Genomic DNA, 21,346 nt, shown 5'->3' with positions numbered 1-21,346 from the left:
CGGTTACAGTGAATGCCATGGAGTTAGCGCTCCATGGCATTTTTTTATAGGAAAGGAGTCTCCAATGAAGTCCACTCTGTCGCTTGCCGCTGTTGCCATGATGCTCGTTACGAGCCAAGCATGGGCGGATACTTTCCCTACCGGAAAGTCTTACTACGGCTCTGAGGTTCAGTCTCCGAATTTTCGAACGATAGACCTTTCTCAGAAAAAACCAATAAACATAAATTGTGGAGAAATTATTCAGTTTTCGAGCAACGGAAAGACGTTCATCTGGAAGGCTGATTCAATTTACCATTCTGAAGTACCGATTGCAAAATTTGCTCCCAAGGGTTTTGATGCCCAAGGCAGGTCGATGTTTGTTGCCCCCAATGAATATGAGTATGGTGGGTAATCTGTCTGCCATCTAAAAAATAGCCCACCGTAGGTGGGCTATTTTTAATTGAAAAGTCGGATGTTGTTGTATATGGTAGCCGTCCATAGCGCCAAGCATAGCAGTATGCCCATCAGCACTGCCGCACTACCTAGGTCCTTTGCTCTTCTAGAGAGTTCGTGCTCTTCGGAGCCTACCCTGTCTATTGCAGATTCGATAGCAGAATTGAGAACTTCTATTAACATCAAGACCCAGATGCTTGCGATAAGTAGAAACTTCTCCAGCCAACCGTTTCCAATCAACAATGCCAAAGGTGTGGATATGACAAATATCTTGCACTCTAGCCTGAATGCTTTTTCATGCCAAGCATCTAGGATGCCTCGCCAGGAGTAACGCGTTGCGTGAATTAGTCGGTTTAGTCCTTTTCGGCTCTTCTGCTGATTGACGAAAATATTAGGCTTGGTAGAGTTGTTTTTCACAATAGTGGCTGCGGGGGTGAGATTCAAATTTTGAGAAGAAGGTGTACATCAGTGCTGATATGTACCAGCAGATTGCTAAAGACCAGAGGTCATGGGATGCAAAATGAGCGCCTCGAAACTGCTGCGTCAGGCCAAAGATCAATCCGGACAATATTCCAATGGCGAGGCCCAGCCATCGGTACGATGGTTTAACCATTAGGTAGAAAAAATAGAGACTAATCCATGCATATCCAGCACTAGCATGCCCGGCAGGAAAGCATTTTCCTCGCCCGAGGCCTGAGGGCCTGGTCTCAAATAGCCCTACAAATGGGCGATCCCCTCCGTAGTCCACCAGGCTCCAAGGGCAGTCCATGTTAGTTAGTGATTTTAATAAGCTTATTGCTACCACACTCGCTATTATGGTAAGCAGCAAATAGCACAATGGCGTTCTCCACAACCGAATGTATGGCGCACATTTAAGAAAAGATATAGTGTAGAGGCAGAAAACTGTTATTGCTGCAAGGATGCTTGCAATCTTTCCACCTCGATGAAGTATTGTTGACGCGAGCCAGTTATCGACAAACCTCCATTCATGGCCTTGCATTCCGTATATAGAATCAGCAAGCCATTGATCACCTCCTCCTGCCATGAGCACATATGACATAGCAATTATTGGGAGGAATGGTGTGAAGATATGGGTGATCAGAAACTGGTGTCGCTGGGAATCTATATAATTTCCCAATTGTTCTTGAAACATATTTTTTATTCTGAGGCCGCACTGCAGGGCCGATGCCCCAATTAGAACTGGCCCGTATCGAAGGGCCAGTTTTTCAGACTATGTGGTCAGCACCGATCAAACCTGCTGCTTCTTGTAGGCTAGCAAACGTAGTGCATTGAAAACCACTAATAGGGTTGATCCTTCATGGACCGCAACCGCAGCACCAATACTGAGTCCCATAATAGTAGCCGGAACTAGAACCGCGACTATGCCTAAGCTCACGAAGACATTCTGTCGTATGACTGATCTGGTGTGTCGACTCAGGCCTACCGCAAAAGGCAAGTGCTTTAGATCATCTGCCATTAATGCGACATCTGCTGTTTCTAGAGCCACGTCGGAACCGGCAGCTCCCATTGCAATTCCTACAGTGGAGTTCGCCATGGCGGGGGCATCGTTAACACCATCTCCAACCATGGCGACTTTAGTATTTTTCTTTAGATCCCGTATTGCCTTAACTTTGTCTTCTGGCATGAGGTCACCCCAAGCCTCGTCTAGGCCCACCTCTTTAGCAATCGCATCCGCAACCTTTTGATGGTCACCAGAGATCATTATCATTCTGGAAATACCTAGACGACGCAGTTCTTGCAGTGCTTCCTTCGCTCCAGGCCTCGGAGTATCTAGTAGACCGATAGCTCCTAGCTCTTTATCATCAAACCGAACAAACATTGTTGTTCGGCCATCTTCTCGGAGTTTGTCTATTATGAATTTTGACTGACTGCTTAGACTGGGAATTCCCTCAGTGCCGAACATCTCGGCCTTACCGATCCAAACCGGTTTGGAGTCGATGGTCGCCTTCACTCCACGGCCAATCAAATTGTTGAGATCGACGGCATTCAGGCGGACCGGCACGGTGATGCGGGCGCCTGCATCTTTCACAATTGCTACAGCAAGAGGGTGATCGCTGAGAGACTCAACTGCTATGGCCACTTCTAGCAGTTCTTCCTGCGTAACTCCTTCCAGCGGTACTACATCGGTAATCCTTGGCTGACCTTCGGTCAATGTTCCGGTTTTATCAAAGGCAATTGCGTTCAGCGATCCAAGTTCTTCTAGAGGAGCTCCACCTTTGATCAGTACGCCTCCTCGAGCTGCGCGGGCTATACCGGACAGCACAGCGCTTGGTGTGGCTATTGCGAGCGCACATGGGCTGGCGGCGACCAGTACAGCCATCGATCTGTAGAAGCTCTCTCGGAATGACTCGTCAACAACAACCCACGCAAAAAGCAGTAAAAATGCGAGCAGCAGAACCGCTGGGACAAATACCTTCTCGAATTTCTCGGTGAAGCGCTGAGTCGGTGACTTCAAGGTCTCGGCTTCGCTAACCATTTTCACGACTCTGGCCAGTGCTGAGTCTGAGGATTTTTTGGTTACCTCAATTTCGATACCACTAGCTCCATTAATCGTTCCGGCAAAAACCTTTGATTCCGATCCGACAATATCGGGCTTTGCTCTGGCTCTATCAATATCAGCAACAGCTCGTTTGTCAACTGGAATGCTTTCGCCGGTAACTGGAGCTTGGTTGATGGCAGAGTTGCCGCGTACGATGAAGCCATCGGCCGCAATGCGCTCATTTGGCTTAATGAGGACAGTGTCGCCTACGACCAGTTCTTCGACAGGAATTTCGCGGGCCTCGCCGTCTCTCCGAACTGTTGCTTTATCAGGTGCTAGCTCTGCGAGTGCTTCAATTGCACGCTTGGCGCGGCCCATCGCGTAGTGTTCGAGGGCATGACCAATGCTGAAAAGAAAAAGTAATAATGCACCTTCTGCCCAAGAGCCCAGAGCAGCAGCGCCCGCTGCAGCTACAAGCATGAGGGTATCTATTTCAAACCTCTTAAGTTTGAGGTTCTCTATTGCTTCTCTTAAGGTGAAGAATCCACCAAAAAAGTATGCTAATACGAAGCAGCTAATTGGTAGCCAAGATGGTGCATTGGCTACAAATTTTTCAATGACCACCCCCAATCCTAGTAGCGCGCCGCAGGTGATCGCGAAAATCATCTCGGCATTTTCTCCCAAAATGCCATTCCCATGATCATGCTTATGATCCGATTCGGATTTTGAATGCTCGTGACCCTTTGGGGCAGAAGGATTAGCAGCCTTCGACCGAACTGGCGTAACGTTCAACTCTTTTAGTGCCTCCAAAATATCAGCTTCTTTTATTTTTGACTTGTCGAAGTCGATATGAACTTGTCCAGTTGCGCTTACTTGCACTTCCAGAACACCACTCAATTCGCTGAGTTTGGCCTCAACGGTTTGGGCCTTGCGCGCGTGCTTGATTCCATCTAACTCGAGCAGAAAATGGCCCCATCGGTCGGTGATCCTGGAGCCAGCTGCTTGAACTAGTTCGCGTATCCGAACTAATGACAGCTTATCTGAATCATAGTGTATGCAAAGCTTAGGCCATTCACCATCCTGTCCAGGCTCAAGATGTACTTTCTCAACCCCATCCCTTCCTTCAATATCATTTAACAATCTTCTTACTAGAAGATCCTCGCTCGAGGAAATCGATGGCAGCACTACTGGTATGTCTAGACGCAGTTTTTTTGTCATGATGTTTAGGCGAAGACAGGAAGAAATCGATACTTGCTTCGCAGCGTACTAGTTGGCGCAGGCAACGTCAACTTAGGAAGCCGCGCGTCCGCATTGAGGGCAAAATTTTGCGCCAGGCGTGATAGTTGCATCGCAACCTTGGCAAACTAATGAAAGTCCGCATTGTCGGCAGAAGCGGCTCGTCGCTGAATTGATCGTTCTACAGGTTGGACATGCATATCCGACTTCTCCATAACTCCCCCTTTGTGCGGGCTGATTGTATTGATTGTGATGACCGCCATTTTTTTGGTGATGGCCACCATTATTGTTATGTTGAATTTTTCCAAATAGCCATTTACTGATACCCATGATTCAATTTCCTTGAAGCGAGATTTAATTATTTAATCATTTTGGCTAGCATATCGCCAATTTCAGAATACTCTTCTACCGCTTGTTTCATTGCAAGCTCTGTCCGAATTGCATTGTCAATAAAGCTGGCTCTTTCTTGGTCTAAGTCGACAGTATTTCTGTCGAGAGAATTTTGTGATGCCGGACGGAAGGCGACTTGTGTGTCATAAATAGATTTCATCTCAGAGCTGGGAATGTGACCCTTGCTGGTGCTACTAACGGACAGCATTGTTGCGTTGCTCCGTTCAAGTGCTTCTTTGAAATCAAGGTCCTTTGCCTGGTACCCAGGTGTATCTGCGTTGGCTATATTACTTGCAATAATCGCAAGTCTTTGAGTTCTTATCTTTAGAGCTATATCTTCAAAACGAACTTCACTCATTTCATGCCTCCAGTAAAATCCTCTTTCGAGGTGATTGCCATTTCATCGTTGACGGTCAAAGACTGGTTAAATATGATAGTGGACTGGCTAATTTGATTGGGTTACATATTTGTTATGTTGGCGACCGACTCTTTCTTCATGCATGGTGCAGTGATGTCTAGAGATTTCTCATAAACATCTGTTTGAACGTTCATTAATCCAAGTACAGTATGAAAGTAGTTATCATGACTAATGGCTCTGTCGTTGTTTTTCTCTGCAATGCAGGATAGGTTTTTTTGTCTGGATGCCATCATGGATTCGGAGAGCCAAACTATCCACGGTATATTTTTCTGTACGTTGGGCGCTATTGAGTATGGGAGGCCGTGAAGATATATGTTATTTTCACCCAGTGATTCTCCATGGTCAGAGACGTAAATCAATGCAGTGGGGGTTGATGGGAATTTGTTTTTCAGCCACTCGATAGAGCTATTTATGAAGTGATCCGTTTCGACAATACTGTTGTCGTAGGCGTTTATAACCTCTTGCTGTGTACATTGCTGCAGAGATGCTGATTTGCATTCGGGCTGGAAAGGCTTTCTCTGCATGCTTGATCTCTTGTAATAGGCGGGTCCATGGCTACCCATCTGGTGAAGCACGATCACCTTGCCTTTATCTCCTGTATTTGTTGGAGGCCATTTAATACGCTCTTCAAGAGAGTCCAGCATGGCTGCATCTTGGCAAACACCTTCTTTGTCACATAGAGGGTTGTTTGGTTGATGCTTGAATTGTTCGTTTGCGACCCTTGCGCAAATGCCCTTGCACCCGGACTGGTTGTCGAGCCAGAAGACGGATAGCCCGGCGCGACTCAAGACATCGAGCATGTTTTCGTAATTTTGCTTTCTGGAGAAATATTTTTCTCTACTCATGTGAGAGAACATGCAGGGAAGCGACTCAGCTGTACTCGTCCCGCAAGACCAAGCATTTTTCGATGAGAAGATATCTGTACGTTGGGACAACTGCGGAGTTGTATTCCTTTCGTACCCGTTTAATCCAAAGCTTTCTGATCGTGCAGTTTCACCGACTACTAGTAGTAGGATGGGCGCGGCTGTAGTTTCTGCAGGGGGTGTAATTATTTTGGCGTCTTGGCCTATTTTAGAAAGCTCAGCATTTGTCCGTTCTAATGGATTTGTGGCAACCTTAATTGTTGAGTAAAAGGTATTTAGTGGGTTTATCAGATATCTCATCTTTGTATGATTTCTCATCGTCGAGGAGAATGGCTGATAAATTAAAAATATGCACAAAATTGAAAATACTAAGCCCGTTGCTGACAAAGCAATGGAGGTGGCTAACGACCCAACTGCAGTAGTCTTCTTTACATTCGCAAGACATATGAACGCGATCGGTACTGCAGAAAGCATAACTACGGTAAGCAGCATTTGTACGCTTACGAGATCGCTCGCCTCAGCCACATCCGTTTGTATTGTGTTCCTCACCATGCCGGGATCAATGACTATCCCGTAGTTCAGCATGAAGTAGCTTGTGATAGACGCTGTAAGTATCGAAAAAATCAACACTGGCTTTAGCAGCCGTCCCCAGGCGAAGATTGCGATGAGTGATATATTTAATGCAGCGACTGCCGTTAGAAACCCTGTAAAGAACTTGGCATCGACACCTTCAGGCAGTTGGCTCAGAGCTTTCCACAATGGAATATTTCCAATGGTCGCGATCCACAGTCCTGTCGCAATGATTAAAAGAGCTGGGCCAACTGTCAGGTGCGCTGATATTTTCTGTAGAAAGCTTTGATTATTATTTTTCATGACTAGCTCTTTTGCTTGAGCCAAACGCAGAAAGCCTTCCTCAAGAGAACGTTGTTCTAAAGAGGAAGGCATAATCTGCTTTTCTATGCGCGACTATTTTGTCATTGCTGATGACAGATAGCCACGTCTTTTTTGATGGTATACGGCTGTCGTGTTAAGCGATTTCGTGCTTAACCGCCCATCGAACGCTGACGGGCGTCGCGCTCAGCAGGAGTTTCCCTCAGCAGCTCGTTAATTACTTCTTCGCGTGTCTTGCCTGTAGTAGGTTGCTTCGAGGCCGCCGGGTAAACTCCCGTATTAAAACGATTGGTACCACCCTCACGGACAGCCGCTGCAGCTTCAGCTTGAACTTGTTCACGGGTTTTTTCGCCCTTGAAATGCTCCGGGTAAGTCTTCACCCCCGCTTCGTTGTTGGCAGGGTGCTGGTAGCTTTCTGCCGAGGCGGTACCAGGGAGAACGAACGCCGCCGAAGCGACCAATGCTGCAATAAAAGATGCAGAGTAAAAACGACGGTGCTTCATTGGATTTCCTTTCAACAGAGTTTTGATTCTCTTCTCGAGATTTGGATCTATCTCAAGTCGATGGCTCTACTGTAGAAAAATGCCCCCCACAGGACGCACACATTGCAGTGACAAAGCTGTAATCTTGTTGACACAAAAAAAGGCCATGGCATTAAGCCATGACCTGTAAAAGGCGATCGCTGTCCCAGTTACACGATCGCCACCTCGCCAGAGGACGATGCTCCACTCTCGGGGTTCCCTTGACCTTCACTTTCTGAAGGGTCGTTCCTGTGTATGAGTCGGTACAGCAAAGGCAGCACTAAGAGCGTGAGGATCGTTGAGGACAGAATCCCTCCGATCACCACGGTGGCCAGGGGACGCTGCACTTCAGCTCCAGTACCCGTGGCGATGGCCATGGGGACGAACCCAAGTGAGGCGACCAGGGCGGTCATCAAGACCGGCCGCAGCCGGGTCAGGGCTCCCTCAGTCACGGCGTCAGCTACGTTTCGACCCTCTTCACGCAATGTACGGAAGTAGGAGATCATCACCAGGCCGTTGAGCACTGCCACACCGGATAGCGCGATAAAACCCACAGCTGCCGTAATCGACAACGGGATGTCGCGCAGCCATAGCGCCAAGATGCCTCCCGTTAGCGCAAACGGAATACCCGTGAAGACGATGAGGCCGTCACGAACGTTGCCGAACATTGCGAAGAGCAGCACGAACACCATCAAAAGTGCAACGGGTACGACGATCAGAAGTCTCTGTCGAGCGGACTCCAGGTTCTCAAACGTACCTCCCCAACGGGTCCAGTAGCCAGCCGGCAGTTGCAAGCTCTCCAGGCGCTGCTCTGCTTCGCCCACAAAGGACCCGATGTCACGTCCGCGCACGTTTGCGCTGACGACGATGCGTCGTTTCCCATCCTCTCGGCTGACTTGGTTGGGACCAGGCGCCGTCTCAAAGGTCGCAACGGAAGACAAAGGGACGAAGCCAACTCGGCCATCTGCTCCCTTTGGCAAGGCGATGGGAAGGCGGCTCAGCGCTTCCACGTCATTGCGGATGTTCTCCGGCAGGCGCACTTGAATGTCGAAGCGCTTATCGCCTTCGAACACGATCCCCGCTTCTCCTCCGCCCAACGCAACGCTGATGGTGTCCTGTACGTCACCCATGTTCAGCCCATAGCGTGAAGCCTTCTCACGGTCAATTTGAACGGTGAGCATGGGCAGGCCTGTCGTCTGTTCAACCTTAACCTCAGAGGCGCCTTGGATCTGCTGAAGCATCCCTGCCACTGTTTGGGCGTTCTTCTCCAGGACGGCCATGTCGTCACCAAAGATCTTGACGGCGACGTCGCTGCGCACGCCCGAGATCAGTTCGTTGAAGCGAAGCTGAATCGGCTGCGAAAACTCATAGTTGTTGCCTGGCACTCCGTCAGCAGTCTTCTGGATGGCAGCGAGCAGGTCATCGCGTGAACGAGATGGATCTGGCCACTGGTCCTTGGGCTTGAGCATGATGTAGCCGTCGGAGATGTTGGGAGGCATCGGATCCGAAGCGATCTCGGCAGTACCTGTACGAGCGAACACTCGATCGATCTCGGGGAACTCCTTTTTCAGAGTATTTTCGATCTGGATCTGCATCTCCAAGGACTGCGTGAGGCTGGTGCCTGGTATGCGCAGCGCCTGTATGGCGAAATCACCCTCGTTGAGATTAGGAGCGAACTCGCTACCAAGGCGCGTCGCAAGCAGAAGGCTGAGCGCGACCGCCACGCCTGCTGCTGTCAACACCACTGCTGGAGCCGCCATAACGCGGGCAAGCACAGGCGAGTACGCCTGCCGAGCCCAGCCCATGATGCGGTTTTCCTTTTCGGCCACTTTGTCGCCCATGAACAGGGCCACAGCCGCAGGAATGAACGTGATGGACAGCAGCATGGCGCCGGCCAAGGCAATGACCACAGTCAACGCCATGGGATGGAACATCTTGCCTTCCACCCCTGTGAGGGCAAAGATGGGCAGATAGACCACCATGATGATGAGCTGGCCGAAGAGCAACGGACGCCGAGCTTCCTTGGCGGCAGCAAACACTTCATGAAACCGCTCACTGCGAGTCAAGGGGCGGCCGCGCGCTTCTTGCGCATGGGCCAAACGGCGTACACAGTTTTCCACGATCACCACGGCGCCATCGATGATGATGCCGAAGTCGAGAGCTCCCAAGCTCATGAGGTTGGCACTGACTTTGTAGTACACCATTCCGGTGAAGGTGAACAACATGGACAGTGGGATGATCAACGCTGTGATCAGCGCCGCGCGCAGGTTACCCAGGAACAGGAAGAGGATGACCACCACCAGGGCGGCGCCTTCGAGCAAGTTCTTTTTGACGGTGGCAATGGCCTTGTCCACCAGGTTCGTACGGTCGTAGACCGTTACGGCTTTGACGCCTTCGGGCAAGTTGCGGTTAATTTCCCGCATACGAATATCGACGGCCTGGGAAACCTTTCGGCTGTTCTCTCCAATCAGCATGAACACCGTTCCCAGCACTACCTCGCGACCGTTGTCGGTGGCTGCGCCAGTGCGCAGCTCGCGGCCGAGGCCCACTTCTGCCAAGTCACGGATGCGAATAGGCTGACCCTGTGCAGAGCCAACGATGACCTCACGGATGTCTGCGATGCCCTTAACTTGACCAGGCGCACGGATCAAATATTGCTCGCCTTGGCGCTCGATGTAGCCAGCGCCGACGTTTGCATTGTTGCGCTGCAGCGCCGCCACGATGTCGGCCAGTGTGAAGCCGTAGGCAGAGAGCTTCTCAGGAGAGGGCGCGACGAGGTACTCCTTCGCGTAGCCACCAATTGAGTTGATCTCAGTAACGCCTGGCACGTTGCGCAGCTGAGGTTTGATCACCCAATCCTGGATCTCCCGCAAGTCCATAGGAGTGTAGGGAGACCCATCGGGCTTTTTGGCGTTTTCCTCCGCCTCAACGGTCCAGAGATAGATCTCTCCTAGGCCAGTCGATATCGGCCCTAAGGTGGGAGACACGCCGTCTGGCAGGCTCTCTCGGGCCTGTTGCATGCGTTCGCCCACGAGCTGGCGCGCGAAGTAGATGTCCGTGCCGTCCTTGAACACTACGGTAACCTGAGACAGGCCGTAGCGCGACAGCGAGCGCGTCTGCTCCAGGTTCGGCAGTCCAGCCATCACCGTTTCTATCGGGTAGGTGACGCGCTGCTCAGTCTCCAGCGGAGAGTAGCCGGGAGCCTGGGTGTTGATCTGCACCTGGACATTGGTGATGTCGGGCACAGCGTCGATGGCCAGGCGCTGGTAGCTAAAGATGCCCAGTGCTGCCATGCCGAAAACGGCGAGCAGCACAAGCCAGCGCTGCTCAATGGCAAAGCGGATGATGCGTTCAAACATGTAGTTCTCCGGTCCCCGCCTCAATGAGCATGTTCAGCCGTGGCTTTGCCGAGCTCCGCCTTCAGGAGGAAACTCCCTTCGGCCACGTACGCTTGGCCAGGCTTGAGGCCTTCCAAGATTTCCGTATTTTTGGAGTCCGTACGTCCGATTCGAACCGGCTGTGCCCGGAAGCCGCCTTGCACTGGAACGAACACCACTGTCTTTTGGTTTTCGATGCGCTGAATTGCGGTGGACACAACGGTGAGCGCGGCTTCCTGCGAGGATGCTGTGACCTCCACATTCACAAACAGACCTGGGCGCCAGGCACCGTCTGGGTTCGGCAAGGTGATACGGGCTGGGGCAGTTCGCGTGTCCTGTCCGATGAGCGCGCCGACATAGGAGACTTCGCCCGTCGCTGCAGATTCAAATGCTGTCGCGCGAACCGTTGCCTTTTCGCCAACACGCACTGAGGGCAGATCGGGGGCGGAGACTCTCATCTCGGCCCACACAGAACGAAGGTCGGAGATCGTGAAGACTTGCGTGGTGTCCTGAACGGCCTCACCGATAGACAGGTGCTTCTCCACGATCACACCGTCAAATGGTGCCCGTAGTTCGAAGCGATTGAGCCCTGCGCCCGCGCCAGCGCCTGCACCAGTAGCTGCCAACTTTTGCTGAGCGTTGGAGACCGCGATCTCAGCTTCGCGTAGTACCTGTTGGGCCTGCAGATAGTCCTGCTCCGCCGAAACCTTTTCCTCCCAAAGCTGCTTTTCACGCTGATAGGTGGTTCGGGCGAGTGCCAAACGCTTTTGCGCGCCCAACAGTTCGCTGCGCTGCTCCGACACTGCAACGCTGCTCAGAACAGCCAGCAGCTGGCCCTTCTTAACGTTTTGACCTAAGTTGGCTGGCACGCTTTCCGCGACGCCGGCAACGCGGGGTACCACGTGAGCGGTGCGGTCTTCGTTAAAGCGAATCTCTCCAGGCAGTTGCAGCACGCTACGGATAACCGATGGTCCAGCTTGAGCGGCCTTGAGGCCGGCAACCTGGATGCGTTGGGCATCCATCGGGATCAATCCTTCATCTTCGTCATGACCAGCTTCGGCGCCGGGCTTGGCGGAAGCTTCTGGCTTGGCCTTGTTGCCATCGCCCTCTTCATGATGCTCACCATCAGCATGGCCCTTGTCATCGCTGTGGGACTTGGCAGCCTTCTCCCCATGATGTTCTTGATCAGCATGGCCTGCGGCCTCACCATGACCATGCTCCTGGGACTGGGGGGTCTTTCCGCTGGATTCGGGGGAGTTGGAGTTGCCTGATCGCAAAATCAGAGTCGCTGCGAGAACCCCTACAGACAGGATGCTCACAATCGCTATGACGGTTGGCGTACGGCTAGAACTTGAAGAAGAGTTCGTTTTCATTTGGCGGCTCAATGGTTTACTGATCAGCTTGCGATCCGAGCAGACGTTCGAGGTCCGCGACGGCGCTATGGGTGGACAGCAGCTGGCTTAGATACTGGCTACGCGCGTCGAACCATGTGCGCTGTGCGTCCAGAACGTCGAGGTAGCTAAACTTTCCAAGTGAAAAGCCCTTCACGGCTGCTTCATAAGCAGTTTGTGCTGTGGGCAGTACTTGGGTTGATAGCTGTTGTGCAAGGCGACGGCTGGTTTCCAACTGCTCACGGGCTTGAAACACATCTGTCTGCATCTGGACGCGCAGCGCTTGAAGCTTCTCTTCAGCTTGATCGGCAAGGCGCAGTGCTTGGATCTGGTTACCGCGGTTGGTGTCCAGCACCGGAAGTGGTATCGAAATTCCAAAAACAAGTTGGTTACGCCCCACCTCCTGCGCGCGCTTCACACCCAAGCTCAAGGTCGGATCAGGCAAGCGCTTTGCTCGCTCTAGATCTGCTGATGCGCGGCTTTGCTCCAGCGTAGAGCGCGCCTGCCTGATGGATGGGGAGTCCTCCAACTGGGCCAACAATTCCGATGCAGCAGGTGCTTCAGGAGCGATCTCGAAGGTCCCGAGCGCTGGTCCAAAGGAGAAGTCTTGTCCTCCTAGAAGTGCCTGCATCTGCTGCCGAGCAACACGAAGGTCCGACTCCGCTTTACCCTGCTCGAGTTCAGCCCCAGACTCAGCAACCTTTGCCCTGCTTTCTTCAAGCGGAGCTACTTTGCCGGCCGCAACGCGTTTTGCTGCCGCTTCGCGGGCACTCCTAACTATCTCCACTGTTTGCTTGGCAACAGTCACCCGCTCCTGGGCCGCTAAAAGACTGTAGAAAGTTGCGCGCACGTCGGCACGGATGTTTGCACGGGTGGCGGCCACCCCGGCTTGAGCGACGTCACGCCCGCGTTCCGCGATGCGCATGCGTGCGTCTCGCTTGCCTCCGACTTCAACCAACTGATTCCACTGAACGGTTGATGTTTTGGTACGGCTGCGTGTATCTTCTTGAGCGTAGGAGAGCTCGGGGTTGGGGCGAGACTTGCTTTGAAGGACTGCGCCGTCGCTGGCCTCAAGTCCGAACTGAGCCGCACGCAAGCTCGGATGAGTTGCTAAGGCTTGAGCGACCGCGACAGACAATGTCAAGGGCGCCGCCGGTGCTTCGCTTGAGGCCGTTGTGAGGCTGCTTGAGCTCGTGGGTGCGGCGTGGACTAGGCCTGCCCCTACCAACATGCTGACAAGCAAGGTTTGGCAGAAGCTCGTGCGAAGCCTCTCCTTGCCACGTGTGGTTACCAAGATCATGTATGAAACTCCTGCCCGGACAGAATCCATGTTCCTGTCGGTCGCTGTAGTGCCCTGAAATATTTATGCGCAAGCGCAAGGTATGGGCGAAGGGCACTATAGAGGAGCGTTCCCGGCGGCTTCCTGATAATCAGATGACAAATTTATCATCCAAGTGCCAGGGCCCTGGGATCACAATCCGCCCCATGAGAATCCTAATAATTGAGGATGATGAAAAGTTGGTAGACCAGCTTGTCAGAGGGTTGGACGACGAAGGGTTTACTGTAGATTTTGCACTTGATGGGATCTCAGGACTAAATAAGGCGGCTACCCAGGATTTCGATGTAATTATTCTTGATGGCATGCTTCCTGGAATAGATGGCCTTGCTGTTTTAGCGGCTTTGAGACAGTCAAAGCAAACAGCTGTTTTGATGCTCACTGCAAGAGATTCAGTTGAAGACAGAGTGACCGGCTTGAAAAGCGGTGCTGATGACTATATGGTCAAGCCGTTTGCATTTTCCGAATTGGTCGCAAGAATAAAGGTATTGCTCCGCAGGAATCCTTCATTGAGCAGTGCGGTGAATGTTGCGACAATATTGAGAATGCACGACTTGGAAATAGATCTTGCAAGGCAGCGTGCCTTTCGTGCGGGGAAAAAACTCGATCTAAGTGCGAAAGAGTATAGCTTGCTGATATTGTTGATACGTAGACAAGGAGAGGTGATTTCTCGAGCTGAGCTAGCCTCTCAGGTCTGGTCAATAAATTTTGAGTCAGAGTCAAATGTCGTTGAGGTGGCCATTAGAAGGCTAAGAATGAAAATCGATGAGCCGTTCGATAAGCCATTGCTGCACACCATTCGCGGAATGGGCTACATTTTGGAATCAAGATGATTAAACAAGGAAGAGCAAAAAAAGCGACGCGCCCTTTGTCGGCGCGTTTGTCTATTTCTCTGGCTCTGCAAACTATTTTTGGACTAGGAATAGTGTGCGTGGCTGTTTATCTGGTCATATCGCAAACGCTCTATTTGAAGCAAACCGATGCTCTTGATCATAAACAAGTAGCGTTGGAGCGCCTGCTCAATGAGAGTAAGCTACACATAAATACCGAATCGTTGCAGAGTTCACTGTTGGATTTTTTGAGCGGGCACGACGATTTGTCATTGGTGGTGCGAAAATATGGCGTGAATGGGGAGGTTCTTTTTGAACTGCTGCGTCACAGAGAAAATACCATTGAACGCGAGTTCTCTGTGAAAGTTTCAAGTCAAGATTCTAGCCCTCAAGAAATAGCTGTAACACTCATATTGGATCGTGGTCCGGATAATATGATTTTGCGTCATTTGGCATGGACGCTTGGCATCGCAGCTATCGCTAGCACTTTGATTGTTTCTATTTCAAGTATCTGGTTGGTGAAGAAGGGGCTGTCGCCAATTAACCTTTTGATCACACAGACGCGACAGGTATCTGCTCAAAATTTGATAAAGAGATTGGACGATAGCCAGCAGCCTCAAGAGTTGATGCCCTTGATACGGCAAATTAATGACCTCTTGGATAGGTTATCTGTTGCTTACAGGCAGATGGAATCTTTTAACGCGGACGTGGCACATGAGCTGAATACACCTTTGTCAACTTTGATAAGTAGCGCGGAGCTGGCACTACGAAAGCGGAGAACATCGGATGAACTGGTTGATGTCCTATCTTCCAATTTGGAGGATTTGCATAGAATGGCCAGCATCATTGCCGATATGCTTTTCCTCTCAAACGCAGATAGAGGGAATGGTGCTCAGCGAATGGCGGTAAGCAGTCTCGCTGAGCTCGCTCGCGAGGTTATTGAATTCCACGAAGCGTCTCTTCTGGACGCTGGTTTAGAGGTAGCCATACAGGGCGAAGCAAAAGGCATCTTGGATGCGAGCTTATTACGTCGTGCACTTTCGAATCTTTTGGGGAATGCTACGCGCTATGCCTCAAAAGGTAGCAAGATAATTGTTGATATCCGAATGGTTGCTTCTGATCGAAACCCATTCACCATGAATGCACAGCATATCCAATTGACAGTCACTAACGAAGGCCAGACCATAGATCCCTCTCATCTTCCGAGACTATTTGATCGATTTTACAGAGCAGACTCCTCTAGGACGCAGGCTAGAAGTAACCACGGACTAGGACTGGCAATTGTTGCCGCAATTGCCAGGCTGCATCAGGGTAATGTATTCGCAAGATCTGAAGCGGGAGTGACTAGTATTGGGTTGATATTCCCGCAGATCAGTGATGACGCATAATCAATTTTCGTCAGAATATGATGCCCTGAGCGTGAGATGATCGAGATGGTGAAGAATTTTGGGGATAGAGTGTGGCGCGCAATTAAGAAACCGGAACTTGTATTTGCAATAATACTTCTTTCAGTTTTTTCTGCATTAAGTATTGGTCATGAAGGACTGAGGTTGGTAAAGCTACTGGTTTTGTACCTGCCATATTGCTTTCTGATTTTTCTTTTTGCAAAAAATGGAAATCCGTCTTGGATCGGCAAGACCTTCGTTTGGCTTGTGACCTTGGCATTTTATGTGGATGGAATCGCTCGATATTATCTGAGAGAGGCCTATGACGCCGCGCCTGATAGCGCACTTGTTTTAAATGCAGTAGCGAATACCAATCTCCGAGAGGGCATTGAATATGCATTTGCAAATTCAGTGTTGTTGATATGCTTGGGGTTGCTGTTGTTTTTTCTGGCGACCCTTTCTTTGGTTCTCTTGATCTCGGTTGATTCAGCGCCAAGGAGCTACTCGAGGGCTATTTGGTGCATCGTCGTCTTGCTGATGACGTTTAGTTTGGTTGCCCATGTCAATAAGCCCTGGAGGAAGTTGCATCCAATAGTTTTCTGGAAAAACTGGCAGGAGTCTATTTCACTTGTTCAGGCAGAATGGGCAAACCAAGTTGCCATCCGTGAAGAGCAGTTCACGAGAGCGAAGACACTGGCGCCAAAAGTTGAGCGCAAAGGGAGCTCCACAATTGTTCTCGTAATTGCGGATAGTATTAATAGAGATAATTTGGGGATATATGGCTACCCAAGAAATACCACGCCGATGCTCTCGCTAAAGCGGAGGGATGCGGGTAGAAATATGGTGATATTCCGTAATTCTTGGTCATTGGATGCAAGCACAATACCTGCGTTTGAACGGATGTTTTCATTGCAGGCCGCTTCTACTGATAATTCATTGCACCTTTTGGCCATGGCTCGAGCCGCGGGTTATAAGACGTGGTGGGTAAGCAATCATGATGATGTTGCAATTGAATCGCGGCATGCAAGCTATGCAGACATAGTCGAGTTGATCAACCGCACGCCTGGTCGCTCATCATCCTCATTGGATGGCGAGACTCTGAATCTTTTGGAAGAAGCTCTAAAGGATGGGGCGGAGAATAAATTTATTGTTGTGCATTTGCTTGGTGCACATCCTCATTACAGTCTTCGCTACCCGAAAAATGAGAACCCTTTTGATGATACAACTGATGATGTAGATCGGGAGATGGAGGCTAAGCATAGATCATTTTGGGTGCGTGGTTTCAGAGAGCAGTATGACGCCGCACTCTTGTATCATGATTCGGTAATTGCCAAAACACTGGATCTGATGAAAACTTCAGAAAGTAGTTCAGATTATCAGGCCTGGATGTACCTATCTGATCATGGCCAAGAGGTTGGACATCTACTAAATAAGGTTGGTCACAGCCCTTCAACTGAGTCTGGCTATCGTATTCCGACCATAATTTGGCGCAATAAAATTGAGAGTAATAGTCCGGATAACCTTGGTGATAGAGGATTTAGGTCTGACTGGGCCTCTTGGACAATTGCGGATTTACTCTCGCTGCAATGGGAGGGAAAAAGTAGTAAGTTAAATATCCTGGCTGAAGACTATCAATGGATTGCTCCGAAGCTTCCATTTCCGTTGACGGAGGCCACGCCCAGCATGCGACCATGAGCGAACATGAGCGAACATGGTCGTTAGCATGACATTTTTGTCCTGCTCAGATTGGGTGTATGACTCTCGTGTGTGTGAGGTGTGCTTGAGTATGAGGCGGGCGCAGCAAAATTTCGCTCTCTAGCCCCGCTGAAATGAAAGCATCCTTGGCTAGAAACCCTTAAAATTAGCAATTTGCTAGCATGCAAATTTAAGGAACACCATGACATCCGATTACAAGACACTTCTTCAGCAGAAGGCTGAACTTGAAGCCAAGATTGCCCACGCTCTGGCCACAGAAAAGTCTGGCGTGGTCGCCCGCGTGCGCAGCCTGATCGAGGAATTCCACCTGACTCCAGACGATGTGTTCGGAGGCTCCAAACGCAAAGCTTCGGCTGGCGCGGCCAAGTACCGCGATCCTGGTACCGGCGCTACGTGGACGGGGCGTGGCAAGCCGCCCAACTGGATCAAGGATGCTGCGGATCGGACCTCTTTCGAGATCTGACGGGCGGCCAGGAGCACGCGAGCTTGAACGCGTAAACGCCGTGATCGATGGGGTTTGTGCCTTTGGTCGAAATGCCTTCCTGGCCAAGATGGATCGCGAGGTGTGTCGTTCGAGTTCCAGACATTTCGATGAATGGCTCTTTGCTCGATCTCGACATCGCGGTCAGCCTTGATGTCCAGCACTAATCCTGTAGCGAAGGCCAGTGTAATGTGCGCATCAAGACTTAGTCAGCGATGTTGGGTGCCAGTGGCCTAAGCCTGCACAAAGCCCTTGAGCTTGGGATAGAGCGAGTTCGTCGCGGATAGCACGTTCGTCGAAGTGAGTGATCAGATCAAGCATCACCATGCAACGATCCTCCTGGCAATTGAAAGGGTGCTCGAATGATTTCACACCGAACAGCCCATGAGCTCGCCGTCGCCATCCAACAACCCCTCACGCTTGCAGGCCTCGCGAAACGTTTGCCGATTGAAGTCCAGTCTGCCCTGCGCAAGCCACTGAAAGGCAACTTCGTCATACACGAAGCTGCTCTCGCTCACGGGGATTCGGCGTAGATCACGGCTCTCGAGCAGCAAGGCCAGATTTTCCCGATGGCCTTCCAATGACGTGGAGTCCGTATCCAGTGACAAAGTCCGTGGCAGCAGCAGGAGTTCCTGATCATCAATGCTCAGGTGTGCCCCCCAGAGCTCCCTGACCTTGCGGGCGTGTGAATTCAACTGGTCGATACAACACGATGACCGCCTGAAGCTGTCGCTCGGAAGTCTGCCAGTGCCGACCGCTCTTAGCCGAGAACTGCTGCGGCGCGAGACTCGCTCGCAAATGGCCGATCAATCGCCGGGCGGCGATACACCGAACTTCGCACGTAATGCCGCCTCCACCACGACTCGCTCGGCCTTGATGTCGATGTCTTTCGGCACCTGGATGTTCAGGTCCTGCAGCTTTTTTAGTGCGGCCCAGGCTTCGTAGTCGTGGAAAGGGTTCAATCCCATTACGTTCCCGAGCTGCTGGTCTGCAGTACCCACCGCCGGTGAGATCTTGGCGAAATCTGCGATCGCCTTGCTGATATCCCAGTCTCGTCCGAACAGCAGCAATGCTGACAAGGCGAGCACACTGCCCGTGCTCGAACTAGTGTCTTTGACCGCATTCAATGGGGGGTGCGTATGAGCGATGAATTCCGACAAGGCCAGGGTCTTCCTATATTCGGAGGCCAGCACCGTAGGGTTGAAAACTGGCCTGCCGGCGTAGCGCCTGGCCAAGCTCTCCGACCGCTTTCCGCTCGCGCCGAACAGGCCAATGTGCTGGTCTATCAAAGCGCGCATGTTCGCCTGGTGCTGGGGATAGCGGGCTTGAACTAGGCGAGCTGCCTGGGCCCTCCAGTTAAAGTTGGGCAGTTCGGCGATCTCTGGCGTGATCTCTACATCCGTCGGCAAGGCGCCGCGAGCGTGAAATGCGTTCTCCCGCAGTGCATCGATCCACGGATACGTTCGCGGGTCTAGGGAGACCACAAACATCGACTCGACCTTCTTGTTGAAAAACCAATCCCGCATGGAACGAATGGAACCTTGGCTGAAGCTGCCTACCTCGATCCCGGTGCACACAAGATCCCTCACCGCTCGCGTCAGATTCGACCGTGACTCACTGAAAGCTACTAGGGTTTCGGGTACGGCATTCGTCGCATCTGGGTTGGCGTAGTCGCAAAAGGGGTGGTGACCTGGTGTCGTGAATCTGAAGAATGACTGCCTTTTGGGCTTACCGGACTTGCCCGCGACGACGGAACGAACAACCTCGGCCCCTGTCACCGAGCAGTCTGGGCACTTGAGATCAGCGCGAAGATGGGCTCGCCACTCATCAGGAATTCTCTCAACGGACATGTAGGCATGGCCTGTTTCTGCACTAAGTTTTTCCAGAATTTGGTCGACGTCGAACTCGCCGGTGCGAGTAATTGAGAAGGCTGTTAGCGTCATTGCTCTCCCTTCGCGGAAATATTAGCTCAACGAAAAATAGACGATCGCCACTTGAGTCGATAGCGAGCCTGCGGGCGGCACTCGGTGAACCCCCTTTCTTGGCTGATTCCAACTGACTCCCTTCCAGCCACTACGGGGCACCGAAGGATAGAACGGTAACATGGTTGACGCTGGATCCAACGTGCAGCAACAGACCAGCTTACACAGTACCGATAAATGAGAGCCCGAGCACGATTTTTGCCAGATATACCTCAGCGACAAGCGAAAGGGAATTCTCTCATAATCTTCCAGCCTCTTTCCAGTGACGCGGTAACCACCACCATGTCGTAAGAATCAAAACAGCGATCAACGCCGCAGCTATGCTGCCCACGAAATGACCAAATATGGTTGAAAGAACAAGTTGTGTGCCTGATATCAGCGCGATAGCAAGCGTTACCGCGCCCGCCAGAATCTGACGAGATGCAAATGTTTTGAAGCGAGGTCTGTCAATCAGCGGTCGAATTAGTCGATGCTGGACGGCGGTTGCACTTAGTAGTATCAAGCTCATCACTGCCAAGAGGAATGTCGCCAAGAATACCCATTTTTCCGTGTAAGCGATTGCATCGAATCTTGGCATGAAAGGTACTGTTATCAAAAATGCGGACAGTAGCTGTGAGCTAGGAAGTAGAATGCGGAGTTCTCCAAGTAGATCTGTCAAATCTCCATCGTTGTTTATTTCAGACATTTCTTTGTCTGCATGTGTTTGATTGTGTTCAGATTTCATTAAAAATACATCCTATTTTGCAACTGATAATTTTTCTTGGGTACGTTTTTTGGTTTTATAAGGTGATCATCAAACCCACTATTTCTTGCATTTTCGTCACGCCAGTGTCATTTTCTCGTAATTTAGGGTAAAGCCTCTGTTGTATTTTTTGAAAATGGTGGTCAACTTGGGTCTCCCTTCAGTGCCACTTCAATGTGGCCGAAGATCCCCATCATTTCTGTAGGGTACTGAGTTCTGTTGATTTGAAATTTATTATTTCGCGAATCGCCTCGCGAACGTGAAATTTCACAATTTATTTCATGATTACATATTTGTAGTCATTGCACAAATTCGCTCTTCGTAAGGTCGCCGATACCCGGGTAACCGAGCCACTTGCATGCAAAGCAACGCGAGAAACCGATCTGCAGGAGGGTGAATTGGTCCATGACCATCAGCCGCTTACCCTTGGCGAGGGGATTTCTCCGCTGACTGATCACGTCCTCCGTGTTCAGGCGCAGAGTAGGATGCAAATCCAGCACATGAAAGCTGTTCGCAACTGCCTCCTACAGCTCTAGCTGTACTGTTCAGAACCGGTGCTGCTTGAGCTGGTACCGGTTTCGATGACACCTTGTTATTGCACATGAAACCGGCAGCAGCCCAGTATCATCCAGGCCGTTGATGGGTTGTCTGATCAAGTCGGACGCAAGCGCGCGATGCTGCCAATCAAGAATTCATCATCGCTTTCTGCCCGCGTGACTTTCGTCGGCTTGGCGCTGGCGGGGCGGCCATCCCGCAGACTTTGAAGACGCACAGTCTTAATGTCGGAAATGTTATAGGCGCGGATGAGACGGGGCATCTCCACACGATTCGCCGCCGCTTGCTCCGACAAGGCCA

18 protein-coding genes are annotated in these 21,346 nt (G+C 51.1%); 5 read left to right on the top strand and 13 right to left on the bottom strand.

The window, feature by feature from the left end; translation table 11 throughout:
- Positions 1-64 precede the first annotated feature (64 nt).
- Entirely contained in the window at positions 65-391 is a 327-nt protein-coding gene (locus PO605_RS06585; protein WP_012203652.1) for a CzcE family metal-binding protein, read from the top strand.
- Between the two features lie 44 nt (positions 392-435).
- Here the strand turns inward: PO605_RS06585 and PO605_RS06580 are convergent, their stop codons facing one another.
- From PO605_RS06580 to PO605_RS06540, 10 genes are all read right to left on the bottom strand, one after another.
- Positions 436-849, bottom strand: coding sequence for a diacylglycerol kinase (locus PO605_RS06580; protein ID WP_012203651.1), 414 nt, complete (start codon positions 847-849; stop codon positions 436-438).
- Positions 824-1,432 carry a phosphatase PAP2 family protein gene (locus PO605_RS06575; protein WP_225971096.1) on the bottom strand — a complete coding sequence of 203 codons (609 nt, stop codon included), beginning with the start codon at positions 1,430-1,432 and terminating at the stop codon, positions 824-826. Before PO605_RS06575 ends, PO605_RS06580 begins: the two co-directional genes overlap by 26 nt.
- 249 nt (positions 1,433-1,681) lie before the next feature.
- On the bottom strand, positions 1,682-4,150 hold the full coding sequence (locus PO605_RS06570) for a heavy metal translocating P-type ATPase (RefSeq protein WP_012203649.1): 2,469 nt from the start codon (positions 4,148-4,150) through the stop codon (positions 1,682-1,684).
- Between the two features lie 72 nt (positions 4,151-4,222).
- On the bottom strand, positions 4,223-4,498 hold the full coding sequence (locus PO605_RS30975; RefSeq protein WP_012203648.1) for a double zinc ribbon domain-containing protein: 276 nt from the start codon (positions 4,496-4,498) through the stop codon (positions 4,223-4,225).
- A 28-nt stretch (positions 4,499-4,526) separates the two neighbouring features.
- Positions 4,527-4,916, bottom strand: coding sequence for a flagellar basal body rod protein FlgB (gene flgB / locus PO605_RS06565; RefSeq protein ID WP_012203647.1), 390 nt, complete (start codon positions 4,914-4,916; stop codon positions 4,527-4,529).
- A 101-nt stretch (positions 4,917-5,017) separates the two neighbouring features.
- Positions 5,018-6,712 carry a phosphoethanolamine transferase gene (locus PO605_RS06560; protein WP_016453762.1) on the bottom strand — a complete coding sequence of 565 codons (1,695 nt, stop codon included), beginning with the start codon at positions 6,710-6,712 and terminating at the stop codon, positions 5,018-5,020.
- Between the two features lie 170 nt (positions 6,713-6,882).
- The gene (locus tag PO605_RS06555; RefSeq protein ID WP_012203645.1) at positions 6,883-7,233 is read right to left on the bottom strand and encodes a DUF4148 domain-containing protein; all 351 of its coding nucleotides are present in this window, start codon (positions 7,231-7,233) and stop codon (positions 6,883-6,885) included.
- Positions 7,234-7,421: 188 nt separating this feature from the next.
- The gene (locus PO605_RS06550; protein WP_012203644.1) at positions 7,422-10,610 is read right to left on the bottom strand and encodes an efflux RND transporter permease subunit; all 3,189 of its coding nucleotides are present in this window, start codon (positions 10,608-10,610) and stop codon (positions 7,422-7,424) included.
- Between the two features lie 20 nt (positions 10,611-10,630).
- Positions 10,631-12,001, bottom strand: coding sequence for an efflux RND transporter periplasmic adaptor subunit (locus PO605_RS06545; protein ID WP_012203643.1), 1,371 nt, complete (start codon positions 11,999-12,001; stop codon positions 10,631-10,633).
- A 16-nt stretch (positions 12,002-12,017) separates the two neighbouring features.
- Positions 12,018-13,319, bottom strand: a complete 1,302-nt coding sequence (locus PO605_RS06540; RefSeq protein ID WP_016453760.1) for a TolC family protein — start codon at positions 13,317-13,319, stop codon at positions 12,018-12,020.
- Between the two features lie 185 nt (positions 13,320-13,504).
- On the opposite strand from PO605_RS06540, the gene PO605_RS06535 reads away from it, so the two are divergent.
- From PO605_RS06535 to PO605_RS06520, 4 genes are all read left to right on the top strand, one after another.
- Entirely contained in the window at positions 13,505-14,188 is a 684-nt protein-coding gene (locus PO605_RS06535; RefSeq protein WP_012203641.1) for a response regulator, read from the top strand.
- Positions 14,185-15,573: a heavy metal sensor histidine kinase gene (locus PO605_RS06530; protein WP_012203640.1), complete on the top strand. Its 1,389-nt coding sequence runs from the start codon at positions 14,185-14,187 to the stop codon at positions 15,571-15,573. Before PO605_RS06535 ends, PO605_RS06530 begins: the two co-directional genes overlap by 4 nt.
- Before the next feature lie 36 nt (positions 15,574-15,609).
- Entirely contained in the window at positions 15,610-17,265 is a 1,656-nt protein-coding gene (locus PO605_RS06525; protein ID WP_012203639.1) for a sulfatase-like hydrolase/transferase, read from the top strand.
- 202 nt (positions 17,266-17,467) lie between these two features.
- Positions 17,468-17,749 (top strand): H-NS histone family protein, encoded by a 282-nt coding sequence (locus PO605_RS06520; protein ID WP_012203638.1) that lies wholly within the window; start codon positions 17,468-17,470, stop codon positions 17,747-17,749.
- A gap of 386 nt (positions 17,750-18,135) precedes the next feature.
- On the opposite strand, the gene PO605_RS06510 is transcribed toward PO605_RS06520, so the two are convergent.
- From PO605_RS06510 to PO605_RS06500, 3 genes are all read right to left on the bottom strand, one after another.
- On the bottom strand, positions 18,136-18,462 hold the full coding sequence (locus tag PO605_RS06510) for a hypothetical protein (RefSeq protein ID WP_012203637.1): 327 nt from the start codon (positions 18,460-18,462) through the stop codon (positions 18,136-18,138).
- A 111-nt stretch (positions 18,463-18,573) separates the two neighbouring features.
- The gene (locus tag PO605_RS06505) at positions 18,574-19,710 is read right to left on the bottom strand and encodes a hypothetical protein (RefSeq protein ID WP_012203636.1); all 1,137 of its coding nucleotides are present in this window, start codon (positions 19,708-19,710) and stop codon (positions 18,574-18,576) included.
- 277 nt (positions 19,711-19,987) lie between these two features.
- Positions 19,988-20,473: a DUF6328 family protein gene (locus tag PO605_RS06500; protein WP_012203635.1), complete on the bottom strand. Its 486-nt coding sequence runs from the start codon at positions 20,471-20,473 to the stop codon at positions 19,988-19,990.
- Positions 20,474-21,346 lie beyond the last annotated feature (873 nt).

Source organism: Delftia sp. DT-2, assembly GCF_028401915.1.
GTDB classification, from domain to species: domain Bacteria; phylum Pseudomonadota; class Gammaproteobacteria; order Burkholderiales; family Burkholderiaceae_C; genus Comamonas; species Comamonas tsuruhatensis.
This window is presented reverse-complemented; position numbering and strand designations above follow the sequence as displayed.